At 73.3% G+C, this 18,941-nt stretch carries 19 protein-coding genes; 16 read left to right on the top strand and 3 right to left on the bottom strand.

Annotated features, from left to right (window positions below; all coding sequences use genetic code 11):
- Positions 1–68: 68 nt before the first annotated feature.
- The gene (gene upp, locus C1701_RS14220; protein WP_026419383.1) at positions 69–692 is read right to left on the bottom strand and encodes a uracil phosphoribosyltransferase; all 624 of its coding nucleotides are present in this window, start codon (positions 690–692) and stop codon (positions 69–71) included.
- A gap of 202 nt (positions 693–894) precedes the next feature.
- Between upp and deoC the strand changes: the two genes are divergently transcribed.
- From deoC to C1701_RS14205, 3 genes are read left to right on the top strand one after another with little or no spacing between them, the layout of a single operon-like run.
- A complete protein-coding gene (deoC, locus tag C1701_RS14215) occupies positions 895–1,887 on the top strand; it encodes a deoxyribose-phosphate aldolase (RefSeq protein WP_051314103.1) in 993 nt (330 codons plus the stop codon).
- A gap of 47 nt (positions 1,888–1,934) precedes the next feature.
- Positions 1,935–3,374, top strand: a complete 1,440-nt coding sequence (locus C1701_RS14210; protein WP_026419385.1) for an aldehyde dehydrogenase family protein — start codon at positions 1,935–1,937, stop codon at positions 3,372–3,374.
- Entirely contained in the window at positions 3,367–4,239 is an 873-nt protein-coding gene (locus C1701_RS14205; RefSeq protein ID WP_026419386.1) for an aldehyde dehydrogenase family protein, read from the top strand. Before C1701_RS14210 ends, C1701_RS14205 begins: the two co-directional genes overlap by 8 nt.
- A 139-nt stretch (positions 4,240–4,378) precedes the next feature.
- Here the strand turns inward: C1701_RS14205 and C1701_RS14200 are convergent, their stop codons facing one another.
- Complete coding sequence (locus tag C1701_RS14200) at positions 4,379–4,816, bottom strand: VOC family protein (RefSeq protein ID WP_103056022.1); 438 nt, start codon at positions 4,814–4,816, stop codon at positions 4,379–4,381.
- A gap of 266 nt (positions 4,817–5,082) precedes the next feature.
- On the opposite strand from C1701_RS14200, the gene C1701_RS14195 reads away from it, so the two are divergent.
- From C1701_RS14195 to C1701_RS14155, 9 genes are all read left to right on the top strand, one after another.
- Positions 5,083–5,736: a hypothetical protein gene (locus tag C1701_RS14195; protein ID WP_051314104.1), complete on the top strand. Its 654-nt coding sequence runs from the start codon at positions 5,083–5,085 to the stop codon at positions 5,734–5,736.
- Positions 5,733–6,098 carry a transcriptional regulator gene (locus tag C1701_RS14190; RefSeq protein WP_103056021.1) on the top strand — a complete coding sequence of 122 codons (366 nt, stop codon included), beginning with the start codon at positions 5,733–5,735 and terminating at the stop codon, positions 6,096–6,098. Before C1701_RS14195 ends, C1701_RS14190 begins: the two co-directional genes overlap by 4 nt.
- Positions 6,099–7,019 (top strand): ABC transporter ATP-binding protein, encoded by a 921-nt coding sequence (locus C1701_RS14185; protein ID WP_026419387.1) that lies wholly within the window; start codon positions 6,099–6,101, stop codon positions 7,017–7,019. It begins immediately after the preceding gene.
- A complete protein-coding gene (locus tag C1701_RS14180) occupies positions 7,019–7,762 on the top strand; it encodes an ABC transporter permease (RefSeq protein ID WP_016698284.1) in 744 nt (247 codons plus the stop codon). Before C1701_RS14185 ends, C1701_RS14180 begins: the two co-directional genes overlap by 1 nt.
- 614 nt (positions 7,763–8,376) lie before the next feature.
- The gene (locus C1701_RS14175; RefSeq protein WP_026419388.1) at positions 8,377–8,703 is read left to right on the top strand and encodes a hypothetical protein; all 327 of its coding nucleotides are present in this window, start codon (positions 8,377–8,379) and stop codon (positions 8,701–8,703) included.
- A 114-nt stretch (positions 8,704–8,817) separates the two neighbouring features.
- On the top strand, positions 8,818–10,026 hold the full coding sequence (locus C1701_RS14170; protein WP_035292482.1) for a C40 family peptidase: 1,209 nt from the start codon (positions 8,818–8,820) through the stop codon (positions 10,024–10,026).
- Between the two features lie 8 nt (positions 10,027–10,034).
- Positions 10,035–10,442 (top strand): YbaB/EbfC family nucleoid-associated protein, encoded by a 408-nt coding sequence (locus tag C1701_RS14165; RefSeq protein WP_051314105.1) that lies wholly within the window; start codon positions 10,035–10,037, stop codon positions 10,440–10,442.
- A complete protein-coding gene (locus C1701_RS14160; protein WP_103056020.1) occupies positions 10,439–11,575 on the top strand; it encodes a YbaB/EbfC family nucleoid-associated protein in 1,137 nt (378 codons plus the stop codon). The genes C1701_RS14165 and C1701_RS14160 overlap by 4 nt, the downstream gene beginning before the upstream one ends.
- Before the next feature lie 68 nt (positions 11,576–11,643).
- Entirely contained in the window at positions 11,644–12,975 is a 1,332-nt protein-coding gene (locus C1701_RS14155) for a primosomal protein (protein WP_103056019.1), read from the top strand.
- Between the two features lie 91 nt (positions 12,976–13,066).
- On the opposite strand, the gene C1701_RS14150 is transcribed toward C1701_RS14155, so the two are convergent.
- A complete protein-coding gene (locus tag C1701_RS14150; RefSeq protein WP_030104761.1) occupies positions 13,067–14,164 on the bottom strand; it encodes an adenosine deaminase in 1,098 nt (365 codons plus the stop codon).
- 489 nt (positions 14,165–14,653) lie between these two features.
- Here C1701_RS14150 and C1701_RS14145 point away from each other — a divergent pair, with 489 nt between their 5' ends.
- From C1701_RS14145 to C1701_RS14130, 4 genes are all read left to right on the top strand, one after another.
- Positions 14,654–15,898 (top strand): hypothetical protein, encoded by a 1,245-nt coding sequence (locus C1701_RS14145; protein ID WP_026419394.1) that lies wholly within the window; start codon positions 14,654–14,656, stop codon positions 15,896–15,898.
- A gap of 623 nt (positions 15,899–16,521) precedes the next feature.
- Positions 16,522–16,947, top strand: a complete 426-nt coding sequence (locus C1701_RS14140; protein ID WP_030105607.1) for a hypothetical protein — start codon at positions 16,522–16,524, stop codon at positions 16,945–16,947.
- Positions 16,940–17,527, top strand: a complete 588-nt coding sequence (locus C1701_RS14135) for a DUF3558 family protein (RefSeq protein WP_103056018.1) — start codon at positions 16,940–16,942, stop codon at positions 17,525–17,527. The genes C1701_RS14140 and C1701_RS14135 overlap by 8 nt, the downstream gene beginning before the upstream one ends.
- Positions 17,524–18,864, top strand: a complete 1,341-nt coding sequence (locus tag C1701_RS14130) for a hypothetical protein (RefSeq protein ID WP_103056017.1) — start codon at positions 17,524–17,526, stop codon at positions 18,862–18,864. The genes C1701_RS14135 and C1701_RS14130 overlap by 4 nt, the downstream gene beginning before the upstream one ends.
- Positions 18,865–18,941: the final 77 nt, after the last annotated feature.

Raw genomic sequence — 18,941 nt, 5'->3', positions numbered from 1 at the left:
TAGCCCCCTGTGCCCGGCGAGCCGCGGGCCTGGGTGGCCCGGGCCGGCGCCCCGCGACGAGCGGCGCGTCAGGCCGGGCCGTACTGCCGGTCACCCGCGTCGCCGAGACCGGGCACGATGTACCCGGAGTCGTTCAGGCGCTGGTCGATGCTGGCGGTGACGACGCGGAGCGGCAGGCCGCTCCTCCTGAGGTGTTCCACGCCCTCCGGCGCGGCCAAGGCGCAGACCGCCGTGATGTCCGTCGCTCCCCGGTCGGCCAGCAACCGGATGGTGTGTTCCATCGAACCCCCGGTGGCCAGCATGGGGTCCAGGACCAGCACGGCCCGTCCCTCCAGGCTCTCCGGCAGCGACTCCAGGTAGGGCGTGGGCCGCAGGGTTTCCTCGTTGCGGGCCAACCCCACGAATCCCATCTGCGCCTCGGGGATCAGCAGGTGCGCCTGGTCCGCCATGCCCAGGCCGGCGCGGAGCACCGGGACCAGCAGCGGCGGGTTGGCCAGCCGGTAGCCGGTGGCCATCGCCACCGGGGTGTGCACCTTCTCGGTCCTGACCTGTGCTTCCCTGGTTGCCTCGTACACCAGCATGAGGGTGAGCTCGTGCAGGGCTGAGCGGAAGGCGGCACTGTCGGTGCGCGCGTCCCGCATCGTGGTGAGTCGGGCTCTCGCGAGGGGGTGCTCGACGACGAAGACGTCCATAGCGGCCCACGGTAACCGTCGGCTCGTCGGAGCCCATCAGCCCGCCGCCCACCGCCCGACCGCGCGGCGGCGGCCGTCCGCTCCCGCCCTCGTCCGCCGTGGTCGGTCGTTCCTCCCCGTCCGCACGGGTGCGCCTCGGGTGGGCCCCGGCGGGCACCGCGAGCGTCGCGGAACCGTCCAGGGCGACGCCTAGACTTCGGGCATGCCATCCGGGTCGACCACGACAGCCCAGGCCACCGACGCGGTCAGCGGCGGGCCACCCCCCGAACTGACCGAGGCGAGCCGCGACGAGACCTCGCTCCGCCGTTTCCTGCACGCACTGCCCGGCATCGACCAGGTGGGGTTGGAGCAACGAGCCGCGACGCTGGCCACCCGCAGCGTCAAGAAGGACGCCAAGAGGTGGGCCATCGACGCCGCCATCTCGATGGTCGACCTCACGACCCTGGAGGGCGCGGACACGCCGGGCAAGGTGCGCGCGTTGACGGCGAAGGCCCGCCGGCCGGACCCCGAGTACCCGGACGTGCCCCCGGTGGGCGCGGTCTGCGTCTACCCCGACCTGGCCGGGGTGGCGGTCCGCGACCTGGCGGGCACCGGGATCGGGGTGGCCTCGGTCGCGACGGCCTTCCCGTCCGGCCGGTCGAACCGGCAGGTCAAGCTGGCCGACACGGCGATGGCGGTGGAGGCGGGAGCCACCGAGATCGACATGGTCATCGACCGGGGCGCCTTCCTCACCGGCCGGTACGGCCTCGTCCTCGAGGAGATCCAGGCCGTGAAGGCGGCCTGTGGCGACGCCCACCTGAAGGTCATCCTGGAGACCGGTGAGCTGGCCACCTACGACAACGTGCGGCGGGCGAGCTGGCTGGCGCTCCTCGCTGGCGCCGACTTCATCAAGACCTCGACGGGGAAGGTCTCGCCGGCCGCGACCCTGCCGGTCACCCACGTGATGCTCCAGGCCGTTCGTGACTGGCACGCCCTGACCGGCGAACACCGGGGCGTGAAGCCGGCTGGCGGCATCCGGGGCACCAAGGACGCCATCCGCTACCTCGTCGCCGTCCGCGAGGTCGCCGGTCCGGCCTGGCTGACCCCCCGCCTGTTCCGCTTCGGGGCGTCCAGCCTGCTCAACGACCTGCTGATGCAGCGTCGGCGGCAGCTGACCGGCCACTACAGCGGCGCCGACTACGTCTCGGTCGACTGAGGAGTCCCCCGCCGCCCCTCCCAACCACCTACCGCTGGAGCACTGGAATGTCCGAGACTCCCTTCGAGTACGCCCCGGCTCCCGAGTCCGCCGATATCGCCAACCTGCGACCGGCGTACCAGATGTTCGTCGACGGGAAGTTCGTCGACGGCGCCGGGGAGCCCATGAAGACCGTGAACCCCGCCACCGAGGAGGTCCTCGCCGAGGTCACCACGGCGGCCGCCTCCGATGTGGACCGCGCGGTGCGCGCCGCCCGTCGTGCCTACGACCGCGTCTGGGGCCGGATGCCCGGCGCGGAACGGGCCAAGTACCTCTTCCGCATCGCCCGGCTCATCCAGGAACGGTCGCGGGAACTCGCGGTGCTGGAGACCCTGGACAACGGCAAGCCGATCCGGGAGTCGCGGGACGCCGACCTGCCGACCGTCGCCGCGCACTTCTTCCACCACGCGGGGTGGGCCGACAAGCTCGACTACGCGGGGTACGGGCCCGACCCCCAGCCGTTGGGGGTGGCGGCCCAGGTCATCCCGTGGAACTTCCCGCTGCTGATGCTGGCGTGGAAGATCGCGCCGGCCCTGGCGTGCGGCAACACGGTCGTGCTCAAGCCCGCCGAGACCACGCCGCTCACCGCGCTCGTCTTCGCCGAGATCTGCCAGCAGGCCGAGCTGCCGCCCGGCGTGGTCAACATCGTGACCGGCGCGGGCGAGGTCGGGGCCGAGCTGGTCGCGCACGACGGCGTCGACAAGGTCGCGTTCACCGGGTCCACGGACGTGGGCAAGCGGATCCAGCGCGGCCTGGCGGGCACCGGTCGCCGGCTCAGCCTGGAGTTGGGCGGCAAGGCCGCGAACATCGTCTTCGACGACGCCCCGTTGGACCAGGCCGTCGAGGGCGTGGTGAACGGGATCTTCTTCAACCAGGGGCACGTGTGCTGCGCCGGGTCGCGCCTGCTCGTGCAGGAGTCGGTGGCCGAGGAGCTGGTCGCGCGCCTGCGAGACCGGATCGGCACCCTGCGGATCGGTGACCCGCTGGACAAGAACACCGACGTCGGGGCCATCAACTCGCGGGCCCAGCTGGACCGGATCACCGAGTTGGCCGACTCCGGCGACGCCGAGGGCGCGAGCCGGTGGACCAGTCCCTGCCCCGTCCCCGAGCGCGGTTACTTCTTCGCCCCGACGGTCTTCTCCGACGTCCAGCAGTCGATGCGGATCGCCCGGGAGGAGATCTTCGGCCCGGTGCTGTCGGTGCTGACCTTCCGCACGCCGGACGAGGCGATCGCGAAGGCCAACAACACCCCCTACGGCCTGTCGGCGGGGATCTGGACGGAGAAGGGCTCCCGCATCCTGTGGGCCGCCTCCCGGGTGCGCGCCGGAGTCGTCTGGGCCAACACCTTCAACCGCTTCGACCCCACCGCGCCGTTCGGTGGATACCAGGAATCGGGTTTCGGCCGTGAGGGCGGTCGCGCAGGACTGGAGGCCTACCTCAATGTCTGATCGTCTCGCGGTCGCGAAGACCTACAAGCTCTACATCGGCGGGAAGTTCCCCCGCTCCGAGTCGGGTCGCGTCTACCGGGTGAACGACGCCAAGGGGGGTTTCCTCGCGAACGCGCCGCAGGGCTCCCGCAAGGACCTGCGGGAGGCGGTCACCGCCGCGAGGAAGGCCTTCCCCGGCTGGTCCGGCGCGACGGCCTACAACCGGGGCCAGGTGCTGTACCGGATCGCGGAGATGCTGGAGGGCCGCCGGGAGCAGTTCGTCGCCGAGGTCACCGCCGCCGAGGGTGTGCCGGCCAAGCGGGCACAGGCCCTGGTGGACCAGGCCATCGACCGCTGGGTCTGGTACGCGGGGTGGACGGACAAGCTGGCCACGGTCCTCGGCGCGGCCAACCCGGTGGCCGGCCCCTACTTCTCCTTCACCGTCCCGGAACCCACCGGCGTCGTGGGGGTCCTCGCGCCGCAGGACTCGTCGCTGCTCGGGCTGGTCAGCACCGTTGCCCCGGCGATCGCCGCCGGGAACACGACGGTGGTGGTGGCCAGCCGGGAACGGCCGCTGCCGGCGATCTCGCTGTCCGAGGTGCTGGGCACCTCGGACCTCCCCGGTGGGGTCGTCAACCTGGTCACCGGGAACGCCGTGGAGCTGGCGCCGTGGTTGGCGGCGCACGCCGACGTCAACGCCGTGGACCTCGTGGGAGCCCCGGAGATCCTGGGCACCGAGCTCGAACGGGCCGCCGCCGGCACGGTCAAGCGGGTGTTCGGGGCCGGGCGGGCGGGGCAGGAGCCCGACTGGACCCGTCCCCCCGGCATGGAGCGGCTGCGCGCGTTCCTGGAGCACAAGACCGTCTGGCACCCCCAGGGGGTGTGATGGCGTCCGCCGGGTGCTCCCCCAGCACCCGGCGGGTTCGCCCCGCTCCCCGTCCCACCGGCGGACCGTTCGCCGGGTCGGCCACGCCCTGCCGACCGGGTCCGGGAGGAGCGAGCGCGGGCGACGAACGCGTGCCAGGTCAGGTCAGGCAGAGTTCGTTGCCCTCCGGGTCGGCGATCGTCACCCAGCGGTGGTGGGGGCCCTGGCGGCCGTGGTGGAGCAGTCGCGCGCCGGAGTCGAGCAACCGCCGCAGTTCGCCGTCGATCCGGTCCTGTCCGACCCGTATGTCCAGGTGCGCGCGGTTCTTGACCGTCTTCGGTTCGGGGACGAGCTGGAAGAGGATGCGGCGCCGCTCACCGGTGGCCGACTCGGGACCGAGGATGGCCGCCCCCACCCGCCAGACCAGGGTCCCCCGATGGGTGGTGGTCTCCTCCTCGGTCGCGAACCCCTGCCGCACCATGTCGCGGATGAAGTCCTCGTCGCTCGGTTCCACGTCCCAGCCGAACGCCTCCGCCCACCAGTCCGCGAGTTCGTGCGGATTCGTCGAGTCGATGACCACCTGGAAGTCGTAAGCCATGCGCGGAGGGTAGGGTGCCGCCCCGACATCCGCCGGCCGGCGACGAGGGAGTGCCCGCGCCCGCCTCGTCGGCGGTCGTCCCGGTCGCGGCGCTGAGGTGACCCGCGCGCTCCCCGCTCCCGGATCGCCCCCCGTCGGGGTTCCTCCCGGCGCCGGGCCGTTCGGCCGGTGGCGGCATCGGTGACGTGCGCCTGGCTTGCCCCCCATCCTGACTTTGCGATACAAAGAGGAGGTGGAACTTTGTGTCGCAAAGTCAAGGGGTTGCCATGACTGACCGCTCCCAGGACGTGGTGTCCTCGGACCCGCCGTCCCCGGAGCTGCTCCTCGCGCTGGTCGAGGGTCAACAGCGCCGCACCGAGCACCTGACCACCCCCGACCCGAGGGTCATGTACGGCACCTGGGGTGTCGTCTGGTTCGCCGGTCACCTCCTGCTGTTCCTCGGCGGGCTGGCCGACCCGCTCCTCCCCCTGTCGGCCGCGCTGGCCGTCTTCTTCGGGATGCTCGTCGTCGGCAACGCGGTCGTCGGTGTCGAGCTGGTCCGCGCCTTCCACGGCCTGCGGGGCGATTCCCGCCGATTCGGGATCCTGTACGGGTTGACGTGGCCGATCGGCATGACGGCGGTCTCGTTGGTCGTCGTGGCAGCCGGGGCGCACGGCCTCCCGGACCCGCTCGCCGGGATGCTCTTCGCCACCCTGCCCGCCGTCCTCACCGGTGTCCTGCTCATGGCCGGCGCGGCCCTGTGGGACTCCCGGGTCGACTTCGGCCTCGGCTGCTGGTTCGCCGTCCTCGGGACGGCGAGCGCGTTCACCAGCCCACCCACCACCAACCTGCTGCTCTCCCTGCTGGGCGGCGGGGTGTTGCTCGTCGCGGCGCTCGTCGCCGCCCTCCGGCGGTCCGGTCGCGCGCGTGGGGAGGGGTGATCCCCACGCCCCCCGAACTCGACCCGGTCATCCACGCCCAGGCCAGGCTCCGGGTGATGGCCACGTTGTCCACCCTCGGCCCCGGCGACCAGATCACCTTCTCCCGCCTCCAGGAGCTCCTGGACATGACGCCGGGGAACCTGATCACCCATCTCCGCAAGCTCACGGCGGCCGGCTACGTCAACACGGAGAAACGCGGCGGGCGCACGTCCACCACCTTCGTCGAGATCACCCCGCGCGGCAAGAGTGCCTTCGACCACTACCTCGCCGCGCTGCACGACCTGCTCACCCCGAGCGGACACGTCGACCGGGTGTCCTCCCCGGCCCACGACGGGCGCGCTCCACACACGAAGGAACCATGAATGACGGGCTTACTCGCGCGGGCCGTCGGCGTCAGTCGGCGCTTCGGCGACACCCTGGCGCTCGACCGCGCCGACCTCGACATCCCCCAGGGGGGAATCGTCGGTCTCCTCGGCCCCAACGGGGCCGGCAAGAGCACCATGATCAGCCTGCTGACCGGGCTCCGGAGGCCGTCGGCGGGCCGGGTCGAACTGTTCGGGGGCGACCCGAGGAACCCCGCCAGCAGACGCCGCCTCGGAACGACACCCCAGCGCACCGGGCTCCCGGAGAACCTCCGGGTGGGTGAGGTCGTCGACTTCGTCGGCGCGCACTACGCCGATCCGGTGCCGACGGGCGAACTGCTGGACCGCTTCGGGCTGACCGCCCTGCGGCGCCGGCAGACCGGCGCCCTGTCCGGCGGGCAGCAGCGCCTGCTCACGGTCGCGCTCGCCGTGGTCGGCCGGCCCGCCCTGGTCGTCCTGGACGAGCCGACGACCGGGCTGGACGTCGACGCCAGGCTCCAGTTGTGGGACGCGTTGCGGGACTACCACGCCACCGGCGGCACCCTCCTGCTCACCAGCCACTACCTGGAGGAGGTGGAGGCGCTCGCCGAGCGGGTCGTGGTGATCGCCGGCGGCCGCGTGCTGGTCGACGACACCCTCGACGCCGTCCGATCGCGGGTGCCCACCCGCCGCCTCCTGCTGCGCGCCGCGCACCTCCCCGCGCTCGACGGGGTCCTCGACCAGGCCGTCCTACCCGACGGCCGGACCGAGCTGCTCACCAACGACAGCGACGCGCTGGTGCGGGAGCTGGTCCTCTCGGAGGCCGAGTTCACCGACCTGGAGGTGTCGGGCGCCTCCCTGGAGGAGGCTTTCCGGAGCCTGACCGGCCGCCGTGACGACGAGTCGCTCGTGCCCACCTCGACCACGACGGGAGCGGCCTGATGCGCATGCTTCTGCTCCACGCCCGGTACCAGTTGCTGGAGACCGCGCGCATCCCCATCGCGATGGTGGGGAACCTCGTCTTCCCCGCGTTGATCATGCTGTTCTTCGTCGTGCCGCAGAGCCAGGTGGGCGGGGACCCCGTCGCCGCGACGGCGGCGGCGGGGCAGTTGAGCCTGTTCGCCGTCATCAACGTCTGCCTGTACACCTTCGGCGCCGGCATCGCCGAGGACCGGGCGCAACCCTGGGACGCCTACGTGCGGACCCTGCCCGTGGGCGCCGGCCCCCGCTTCGGCGGTCGCCTGCTCACCGGGCTCTTCTTCTGCCTGCTCGGTCTGATCCCGGTGATCGTGGTCGCCGCGCTGTTCACCAGCGCCCAGGCCAGCCCGGCCCAGATCCTGGCCGGAGTGGCGGTCGTGCTCGGCTGCGGCGTGCCCTTCCTCCTGATGGGACTCGCCGTCGGGTACCACTTCAGCGTGAAGGCATCCCTGGTGGTGGTGCAGCTGCTGGTGTTCCCGATGGCGTTCGTCGGTGGTCTGTTCATGCCGCCGGAGATCTTCCCGTCGTGGCTGGACACCGCCTCCCACGCCGTGCCCACCCGCGCCGGGCGCGACCTCGTGGTCAACGCCCTCACCGGTGGCCCGGTGGACGGCACCGCCCTGCTGGTGCTGCTCGGGTGGACGGCGGTGCTGGCGGTGTTGGCCGTGGTCGCGTTCCGCCGGGACGAGGGGCGCCGGTTCCGCTGAGGCGGCAGCCACGCCAGCCGGAGGGCCGCCGCGCGCACCTCCCAGGACCGCGCCGCCTGTTCAGCGCGATGCCTGGCTGTGGGCGGGCGCGAGCACGGGCAGCAGGAGGCGGGCGCCTGGATGGGGCGCCCGCCTCCGCACGCGTCGGCCAGGGCACCGAGGCCCTGGAGCCCCGGGGACCAGCGGTTGCCGGCCGCCCCCGGGTGGGGTCCAGCCTGGGAGCCCGTCCGTCGGCACGGCACCCCGCCGGCCCGCACCGCCGGCCCGATCCCGCCCGGCCTCCGGCCAGGGCCGAGGAGCACCACGTCGGGCGTCCCCTCCGGGTCACACGGCTCACGACGGCGACCGGCCGGGGGACGCCCGCGACCACCCGCCCGACCCGGCGCTCGGGGTGAGTCACCCGGCACTCGCCCCACCCCCGACCGGACCTGATCCCCGCCGCCACTCGCGCGCTCGGTCCGTCACCCCCGGTCGTCGTACGAGTACTGCCCGGTATCGCCGTTCCCGCCCGCACCGGCACCGCGATAGGGCAGGCTGTCAGTGCGCCGGACGCCGTGTCCGGTCGCGGCGGAGGGGTCCGCGCCCCACGCCGAGGTCGAAGGAGGACCGGGTCGATGGCGGAGTCCGGCTTCGGTGTCGAGGAGGAGGCCCTGGCCTCCTACCAGGGCAGGGCGGGAGATCTGGCCGCCCGCCTGGGAGCTGTCGCGTCCGGCACCCTGGCTCCCGCCACGGCGACGGCGGGCGACGCCTTCACCCCGTTGGGCGCGCAGGCCGGGTTGACGAGTGCCTTCGCGCTGCTGGCGGGGGAGACGACGGCGGCCGTGACGGCCGCCGGGGAGGGCCTGGGCGGGCTCGCGGGCGCCGTGGGGGACTCGCTCAGCGGGTACCTGCGGCAGGACGAGGACGAAGCCGCCAACCTCAGGGCGGCGGAGCGCGCCTGACGGGCGACGCCACCACGTGCCGGGGGGCATCGGGGTGGCGGATTCCTCCACCCAGTACGTCCGTCGAGTGGTGAGCTGGCTCCTCGCGGAGGGCGAGGAGCGCCGGGGGGACTGATGAGCGATGTGGCCGGCGTCGTCGCCGGGTTGGTGGCTCCCATGCGGGAGCACCTGGAGCAGATGGACGGCGACCTGGGCGGCGCGACGGCGGCCTCGGAGGCCGCCGGGTCCGCGTTCGCCGAACTGGAGGCCGTCGCCGCCGACCACACGGCGGCGACAGGTGTGGCCTTGGCCGGCTGGTACGGCGAGAAGGCGAACGCCTTCCAGGCGCGGGCGGCCGACGTGGACACCGCGCTGGCCGCCGTCGGCACGAACTGCGCACTGCTGCGGGACGCGGCCGCCGAGGCGGTCACCGCGCTGGAACGCGGCCGGCGGACCGTCGAGGAGCTCGTCGAGGAGTGCGTGGACGCGGTGACCCCGGTCCTGCGGTCGGGTCTCACCGCGCAGAGCTTCGGCAACCCGTTCGCGTTCACCACCGCGATGGGCGCGGCCGCCGATATCGCGGACGGCTACGTGGTGCGCAGCGCGGACGAACTGGCCCGGGTCCGGGACGAGCTGGCGGCGTTGGCCGGCCGCCTCTCCGGTGCGGAGCGGGTCGACCTGGGGGCGCTGCGCGCCCTGGGGGCTCCCATCGGCGCCGAGTCCGCCGGACCGCCGTCGGTCAGCCCGAACTCCGCCGGTGGCGGCGCGGATCCGCACGGATCCCCGCCGGCCACCCCGGGGTCCCGGGGCGCGGAAGGGGCCGGCGGCGGAGGCAGCGGAGGCGGCGGGAGCGCGGGAGGTGGCGGGAGCGCGGGGGGTGGCTCCGGGGGCTCGGGTGGGGGCGCCACGAAGCCACACCTACCGGTGGCGATCCCGCCGCAGCCCGGTGAGGGCGTCGGTGTCAACCTGCCGGACGGTTCCTCAGCCGAGGCCCCGAACGAGGTCGCGGCGGCCGCGGTCCGCAACGCGCTCTCCGCGCTGGGCACGCCCTACGTGTGGGCCGCGTCGAGCCCACCCTCGGGAACGGACTGCAGCGGCCTGACGAAGTGGGCCTACGCGGGGGCGGGTCTCGACATCCCCCGCCACTCCGCCGCCCAGGCCATCGGGGCCGAGGTGCCACCCGGACAGCTGCTCCCCGGCGACCTGATCGTCTGGCAGGGTCATGTGGCGATGTACATCGGCAACGGTCAGCTGGTGGAGGCGGGCGATCCGGTGCAGGTCGGTCCGTTGCGCACCACCAACTCCGGGATGCCGTTCACGGGTTTCTACCGGCCGACGGGATGAGCGCAGCCATGAGCGACCGGATCGAGCACAGCATCAGCAGGGCCGTCGAGCGGATCGCGGCCACCACCGAGCTGGCCGACGCGGCGGTCGCCCGCCTCGGCGGCGCCACCGCCACCGCCGAGTCCGGGGACGGCTCCGTGACCGTCACCGCCGGTCCCGGGGGCAGGCTCGTCGACGTCCGGGTCTCGGACCGGGCGTTGCGGCTGGGCCCGGAGGGCCTCGCCCGCGAGATCCGCCGCCTCACCGACCAGGCCGGCTCCCGCGCCACCCAGCGGATGCGCGGCGCGTTGTCCCCCGGCCTCGACCCGCGAGTCGAGTCCAGACTGGACTGGCTCGGCCTCCGGGCGGACGAGGAGCCGGACGACCAGGTGGACGACGAGGACGGCTGGTCCGTCCTGGACAGGAGGCGCGGATGACCGCCCCGGCGAGCAGGTGGGCGGTCCCGCCCACCGTGGACGAGCTGCGCGGCCGCGCGGAGGAACGCAGGGCGGGCACCAGCGGCCTCCCCGCCGCGCTGGCCGAGGTGCGGGGCACCGGGCAGGACGAACACGGCACCGTGACCGTGACGGTCGACGCCCGAGGCGCGCTGCTCGACCTGCGCATCGACGCGGCGGCGCTCGCGTCGGGTGGGGCGGAGGTCAGCGCCCGCATCGCACGGGCCGCCTCCCAGGCGGCGGCGGAGGCCACCCAACGCTCCTACAACGTGCTCGCGCGGAGCCTCGGTGACGAGCTGACGTCGGCGATCGAGAACCTGGGCTCACCGGCGCCGGCGAGAACGGGCGAGCAGGTCGGAGCCGACCTCGAACCTGGTGCCGTCGACCCGGACCGGTCCGCGTCCCCCCAGGGGGAACCGCTCGGGCCCGGCCTTGACCCCCCGGCCCCGCACCAGCCCCGGTCCAGCCCACCCGCGCGGTGGACCGGTCCCCCCGCCCCGCCCCGGGAAGCCGCCCAACTCCCTCGCACCCCGGCGCCGGCGGAACCGCCCGCGCGGGGGCCGGGCGGCTGGGGGCCGGCGCCGGGCAGGCACCCGGAACGGGATCGAGCCGACCAACCGCCCGGCGGCCCCGGGTGGAGCACCGGTCGGGGACCGGCCAACGGGCTCCCCTCCCCCGTGCGCCCCGCACCGGACCACCGGGTCGCGCCGCCCCCACCACCGGCTCAGCCTCGCCAGCCCCCGCCCGGCTGGCCGGGTCAGCCCTACCAGGCGGGTCCGAGGGTGGGGCCGGGGTACCGCCCCACCTTGCCACCACCCCCGCCACCCGGCAGGCCCGGCGCGGACCCCCGCGCGGTCCCCGGGGCCCCGCACTCCCCCGCCCCCCGCTGGCCACGCCCGGCGGGCGGCGGTGGCGGCGCCCCCGTCCCGCGGCGGCCGGGGTGGCCGGGGTGGCCAGCACCCGGCCCGGGACAGGGTGGGTGGCCACCGCCGGTCCAACCGGCCCAACCACCGCTCCCCCCGTCGGAGCAGGACCGGCGGGGCCCGGACCACACCGGTGGACCTCCCGAGCCCGGCACCCGGACCGGTGAGCGAACTGGCGGGGGAAACCCGTAGGCTGCCGCGAGGCGAGACGTTCCCGGCTGCGCTGTTGGAGCCGCGGCCGGCGCACCGGAAGGTAGCCGATGGCGCAGGACATCGTTCCGATCGAACTCGGACTCACCCAGGGCGACATGGTGACGCTGTGGGCTCCTCGCTGGCGCGAGGACGGCGAGGAGTGGGAGGCGTTCCTCGGGCACGAGGAGGACCTCTACCTCTTCCCAGACAGCGCCCAGCTGGCGGCCTTCATCCGTTCCGACGCCGACCACGACCTGTTGGACCACCCGGCGTGGGACGTCGTTCCCGAGCTGACGGCGCGGGAACTGCTGCCCGACGCCGACCACCAGTTCGACCTGGTCGGCGTGCCGGAGCTGGTCGCGCAGGATCCGGACACCTGGGTGCTGGGCGAACTGGCCGACATCGTCTCCATCCTCCGGTCGCTCGCGGCGGTCTGCGAGCTCGACGTGGTCGACGAGGTCCTCGACGCCTCCCCCGGCTTCTCCGTCCTGGACCAGGGCACGGTGCAGTTCTCCGGTCGGGACGGGGAACGGTTGTGGACGGACCTGGCGCGGGTGGTCGTCAGCCGGTGGGACGAGGTGCTGGACGCCGTCGACGGTGTCGTCGCCACACCCGACGTCGACGCCGAGGCGGTGGCCAGGGCGTCGGCCGAGCTCCCCTCGGAGGACGAGGAGTCGTCGGAGGACGACGCGGAGGTCACGGTCGACGAGTCGGAGCCGGTGACCCCCAAGGACCCGTCGGTCGAGCTGTCCCCCGCCGAGGAGGCCGGCGCCGGCGTCGAACCGGATGCCACCCCGGGGGAACTCGGTTTCTGGCGCGGGGTGGGGATCGACCCGATCCGGATCGTGACGGCGAGCGGTGACTGGTACACGCTGCGCTGCTACCTGGGTGACGAGCCGATCTTCCTCGGCACGGACGGCACGATCGAGGTGTTCCCCTCCACCGAGGCCCTGCTGGCGCACATCCGCTCCTCGGGTCCCGCCGCCGACGAGGACACCGCGGAGACGCCCGCGGTGGGAGGGGACCTCGCCGAGGTGTCGACCTGGCCGGAGGTGCTCGCGAAGTCCTCGGCCGGCGAACTGGCGATCGAGGACGTCGACGGCGACAACACCTACACCCTCGTCGGTCTCGACGAGGAACTCGCCGAGGGCCCGGAGGGTATCGACGCCAACCAACTGGAACTCGCCGTGGAGCTCCTCACCGACGCGGCCGACTGGGCGGCGGACGACTCGGCGGCCGAGGCCCTGGCCCCGTCGACCAGCCTGGGGTGGTTGGTGTCCTTCGCGCTGCGTCCCGACCCGACCCGGCTCGCGCCCAGCCCGCCGTACGAGAAGGAACAGGCGGCCTGGCGCGACCTGGTCGACGGGTTCGAGGAACGCCTGCACCGCAACGAGGGCTGACCGCCCGCGCAGCCACCCGAGGGGGACGTCCGTGGCGGACGTCCCCCTCGGCGTTCCCGCGTCCCTCCGGCCCCGGCGGGGACGGGAAGTGTCAGCTGCCGTCCCCGGCCAGCGCCTGGTAGGCGGGGATGAGGACGTCGTCGATGAGGGCGCGGCGGTCCTCGTAGTCGATGAAGGCGGCCTTGGCGGCGTTCAGCGTGAAGCGCTCCACGTCCTCCCAGCCGTAGCCGAACGCCTCGACGAGGAGTCCGAACTCGCTCGACACCGTGCAGTCGCTCATCAGGCGGTTGTCGGTGTTGACGGTCACCCGGAACCGCTCGGCGGCCAGCAGGGGGAACGGGTGTTCCTCCAGGGACTTCGCCGCGCCGGTCTGGAGGTTGGACGACGGGCACATCTCCAGCGCGATCCGCCGATCGCGCACGTAGGAGGCGACCTCGCCCAGCTTCACCGAACCGTCCTCGCCCACGGTCACGTCGTCGGCGAGGCGGACGCCGTGCCCGAGCCGTTCCGCGCCGCAGCGTTGCACCGCCTCCCACACCGACGGGAGCCCGAACGACTCGCCGGCGTGGATGGTGAAGTGCATGTTCTCCTGGCGGAGGTACTCGAAGGTGTCGATCTGCCGGGTGGGGGGGAAGCCAGCCTCGGGGCCGGCGATGTCGAAACCGACGACGCCGGAGTCGCGGTGGCGGACCGCGAGTTCGGCGATCTCCTGCGAACGGTCCGCCTGGCGCATCCCGCACAGCAGGGTCCCGATCCGGATCGTGCGGCCGTCGGCGGCGGCACGCGAGGCGCCGAGCGCGAACCCCTCCTGGGTGGCCTCCACGATCTCGTCGAGCCCCAGCCCCTTCTGCTGGGACTGCTCCGGCGCGTAACGCACCTCCGCGTAGACCACGCCGTCCGCGGCCAGGTCCTCGGCGGCCTCGGCGGCGATGCGGGTGATGGCGTCCCTGGTCTGCATGACGCCCACGGTGTGCGCGAAGGTTTCCAGGTAGCGCTCCAGCGAACCGGAGTTCGCGCTCTCGCGGAACCAGGTCGCCAGGGTGCCGGCGTCCGTGCTCGGGAGCCGGTCGTACCCGGTCTCCTTCGCGAGGTCGATCAGGGTCTGGGGCCGCAGACCACCGTCGAGGTGGTCGTGCAGCACGACTTTCGGGGCGAGTCGGAGGTTCTCCGACGTCAGCGGCGTCGACATGGCCCCAATGTATCGGCGTGGGCCAGCGGGGTTCAGCCCCTTGGGATCAGCCAGGTGACCCACGGCCCCGGCCAGGTGAGGATCGCCGGATCGGACCGCGCGCGGTGGTCCGAAGGGGTGGTTGATCGTCCGTCACCCTGCCACGACGGCCGACTCCCCCGCTCCCCCCGCTCACCAGGCGGTCCGACACCTCCGCGAACGGAGGTCGCTCGGCGTGGTGGCTGGCCGGGAGCCATCCCGCGTGGTAGACACGGCGCGTAGCTGTTGATCACGGATGCCTGCCACGTCGCCGGCACCGCCATCCGTCGGGGGACGTTCCTTACACTGAGGACACAACCGAAGAAGACAGGTCGTCGCGGTACCGCTCCGTGACGACGCGGTCGTCTACACCCAGTAATCGCGTTATCGCTGGGGGTCCTTTCCGGTCGTGCCACTGACTGGTTAGGCTCGCTGTGTCGCCCCCGCCCCCTGACGAAGGTCACCCACGCCGTGAACGAGAACAACCACTCAGCGTTGTCGTTCGACCGGATGCGCTCGATGTTGACGCGAGCGGCCGAGATCCGCGACAGCGAGCAGCAACAGGTCTTCGACGCGTTGGACGAGATCCACGCTCGACTGTCCCCCCTCGAGTCGCTCGGTTCCGTCCGCAAGCGACTGTCCGAACTGCCCGATCGCACCGAGGTCAGCGTCCTGGCCGAGAGACTGGACGAGGCGCTCTCGAAACTGGAGTCCCAGGACACCGCTATCTCGGGGCTGCTGCACGCGGTCGACGGCCTGGTGGACAAGCTGGCCAAGCCGTTCGCCCAGCTCGACGGCCGCCTCGACGGGGTCTCCGGACGCTTCGACGGCGTCGCGGGGCGGATGGACGGCCTGGAGGACCGCCTCGGCCACATCCACAAGCGCCTGGACGACCTGGGCCTGCACCTGGACAAGCAGGACACCCGGCTGGAGAACATGCCCGCCGCGGTGCACGGCCCGGTGCGGGAGCGGATGGACGGCCTGGAGCTGTCGCTGCGCAGCCGCATCGACGAGGTCGACGAGGGTGTGCACGAGCACCTGGACGGGACCAAGGAAGCCCTCCAGCGGCACGTCACGGAGTCCGCGGAGACCGTGCGCGGCGAGGTCACCTCGTCGTCCGAGGCCGTGCGCGCGAGCGTGGAGACCAGCCGCGAGACACTGGGCGACCAGCTGCGCGAGACGCGGGACGAGGTCCAGCGCAAGCTCGACAGCCTGCTGGAGCGCCCGGCGGTCGACCCGACCGAGAAGCTCGACGCCCTCGCCGAACGCCTGGAACAGCTCTCCCGCCGCGTGCAGGACGTCAACAGCCGGGTGGAGAAGGTCGATGACAGCGTCCTCGGCCGGATCGGTGAACTGAACGACGCCGTGGACACCCGCCTGCGCGAGGTCGACTCCGACGTCCTGTCGAAGATCTCCGAGCTGAACCGCGCCGTCGAGACGCACCTCGACCGGATCGACGGCACCCTCGCCGACCGCCCGGACACCGGCGCGGTGAACAGCATGGTGCGGGAGGCCAACGCGGAGTCAGAACGGCGCAACGCCACCCAGCTCGACGAGGCGATGGCCACCTTCGCCGAGCTGATCCTCGGTGGGGCCCCCACGCCGCCGCCACCGCCCACCCCGCTGCCCCGGCAGCAGCGCCGCGCCACCCGCAAGGGCGGCAAGGGCCGCGAGGGGGAGAAGGGCGACGAGGCCGACGCCATCGAGAGCGCCTGAGCCCGCGTCACGCTGACGGAGGGGGTGGCCGCGACAGCGGCCACCCCCTCCTGCCGTCGGGCGGCCGCCCGGCACGTCGTCCGGCAGGCCCCGGCCGCGCCCCTCAGGCGCGGTGTTCGAGCCTGCCGACACCACCCACCTCCCGCCGCCGGCCGTCGTCAGCCGCCTGGCGGCGACCTCGCCCCCGCCGCTTGCCCGCTGAGTCGCTGCGCCGCGTCCGGCACACGGCCCCCGGCCGCGCTGCCGTCCTGCCGCACGCGCCCGGGCGACCACCGGGGACCACCGCCGAGAACGGCCCAGCCCCGGCCCCTCCCGGCAACCAGCGTCAGGTGATGCGCTCTCCGACAGCGCTTCCCGCCGCAACGGCCCGGGCTGGGGAACGTGCTCCCCTGACGAGCAGCGGCACCCGACGACGGCACCTCTGCCGTGATCAGCACCCACGCGCCTGACGGGTCCGTGTTCCGTCGTGGTGCCTGACGGCAACCACCTACTACACACGGGTGGTAGTGAGTCGAACACTCTCCGAATCTTGATCACCGCTGCTACTTTTCGATCGGCTTGCCCCTGGGCACGAGTCGACCAGTCGCGACTCGTCCGGGGAGATCAGTGCGGGGGTCTTTGGGATGACGACACCACTCGGAGCCGGCGGCGCCCGCCTGGCACCCGTCGGGGCGGCGGTGACCAACCAGGTCGACCAGCTCGGAACGAGCGTGGCTTCGGGTTCGGTCCACGTGGAACAGCGGAGCGCGGAGGCCGCCGCAGCCAGGCTTGACGACATCGCGGACTCAGTGGCTCGAATGCTCCGCGAGCTTCGACGGGTGGAGCAGAAGGTCCCGCTCGGTTCCGGGCCGGCCGCCGAGTGGATGTCGCGTCACGACGAGCTCGTCGCCAGCGGTGGGATGGGCTCCGCGAGAGACATCCTCACGACGTTCCAGGGCCTCATCAGCGACCTGGCTACCGCCGTCCGCGCGGCCGTGCGCCACACCCAGGAGACCGACGAGGCCGTCGAGTCCTCCCTTGACACGATCAGGGGAGGAGGCGATGCGTGATGCGAGCCGCGCCGGCACCACGACCGCCGCACTGTCCTGCCTGGCGGTCTCGGTGCTCCTCGTCTCCTCGTGCGGCGCGGTCGAACTGGGAACCGCCGCACCCGTCGACGCGCCCGCCGCGATCGCTCCCGGGGGCTCGGGCGGCCCGGCCGCCACGAGCGCGGCCGGTGGTGCTCCCGGTGCGGGCCGGCTGGCATCGCTGGATCCCTGTGAGCTGTTCACGGAGGACGAACTGCGTGATGTCGGGCTGGACCCCGCATCCGGGGAGTACTCCAGCGTCCTGAACTCCTGCGACTTCCTGGCCACCGAGCGCGGCGATCCGGGGGTGATCGTCGACGTGGCCGTCGGGGAGGCTGCCGAGAGCCTGAACCTCGACCAGTACACGGTCGTCGACATCTCGGTGGGGGGGCTGCGCGGGTACCGGATCACGGACGACATCTGGTGCCAGGTCATCCTTTCCTCGGACTCCGCGGGCTACGTGTCCCTGGGCGCGGAGAGCGAGACCAGCACCGCCGCCTGCGATGTCATCGACCCACTGGCCGAGAGCGTCGCGGCCACCCTGTCGGCGGGAGCTCCGTGATCCCTGACCACGGGGGACTCACCGAGCGTTCCCCCTCCCGCGCCCCCACCTTCGGCTGTCCCCACAACTACGCGGCCGTGGACCACGCCACCCTGCGCCGCTGGGTGCGCGAGAACAACGATCCAGCCGGTTGTGCGGACATCGCCGAGGGCTGGTACGAGATGCGCTCCGCCATGAAGGAGGTCCACGACGTACTGCGGGCGATGTCGGCCACCCGCGACATCGTGTGGGAGGGCGAGGCCGCCGACTCCGCCCGTGCCGTCCTCGACTCGCTCGGGCAATGGTCGGGGAGGACCAGCGAGACCATGAGCCGCATCGGTGACTCGGTGCGAGCGCAGAGCGAGATCGCGGTGCGGGCTCGGGACGCGATGCCGGATCCCGTGGAGTACGACGAGCCAGGTTTCCTGCGTGAGGTCGTCGCTGCCTTCAGCCCGCTGGAGGCGCTCAGGATGGGCGAGGAGGCCCGCGCCGCCCACGCGGCCTCCACCGAGGCACATGCACGGGCCGTCGATGTCAGTGTCGAGTTGGAGTCGGCCCTGCGCGAGGTCGACGCCTCGATGCCCTCGTTCGTTCCCCCACCCGAGTTCGGCAACGGGGCGACGGAGGCCCGGGAGGCCACGGGAACGGCGGACTCGCACCGAGTACCGGTCCGCCAGGACCGGTACCCACCTCCGCCGGTGCCGTCGGCCCCGGTGAGGAGTCCGCACGGTGCTGGCGACCACCAGCACAGGGGCGCCGACCGGCGTGGCGTGAGCGAAGACGGCCGGACCGCCGGTGGTGGTGGCATCGGCGGCGGAGAAGGGGGTAGCGGCGGTTGGCGAAACGGGAACGGCTTCCCCGTGCCCCCGTCCCCACCGGTTCCGACCGGTGTGCCTGACAACCTCGGATCACCGCCCAGCCCTCCCGTCCTGTCGCCGCCGCTGGTGACGTCGGACTGGGTCCGGGCGGGCGGTTCGCCCGGTGGCGGTGTGCCACCCGGGCCGAACGTCCTGCCCGGCAGCGGACCGGTCGGAGGGTTCGGACCTGCCGGAGGGTTCGGGACCACCGGCGGCTCGGGGCCCGCTGGCGGGTTCGGCCCGCCCGGCGGTGGTGTCGGCCCCGGTGGTGGTTCCGCGGTGGGAGGAGTGACCGGCGGGACGGGCGGTGGCCGCCCCGGGGCGGGAGGACCGGGTGGGGGCACCGGTGGTCCGGTGGGTGGTGGCGGTGCGGGCCGGGGCGGACAGCGCGCCGAGGGCCAGGAGCACTCGCGGCCGTCCTACCTCCAGGAGACCGACGACCTCTTCGGGGACGGCAGGGCTGTCGCACCGCCCGTGCTCGGGGAGGACCACGGGCGTTGAGCGCGCGGCGCTGCCCTCCCCGGTGCCCGTGGGTGCCGGGGTGCCAGTGGGTGCCCGATCCAGGCTCGTTCTCGCTC

It is taken from the genome of Actinoalloteichus sp. AHMU CJ021, assembly GCF_002895405.1.
Lineage (GTDB): Bacteria > Actinomycetota > Actinomycetes > Mycobacteriales > Pseudonocardiaceae > Actinoalloteichus_B > Actinoalloteichus_B caeruleus.
The sequence above is the reverse complement of the archived record's forward strand: the minus strand, read 5'-3'. Positions and strand labels throughout refer to the sequence as shown.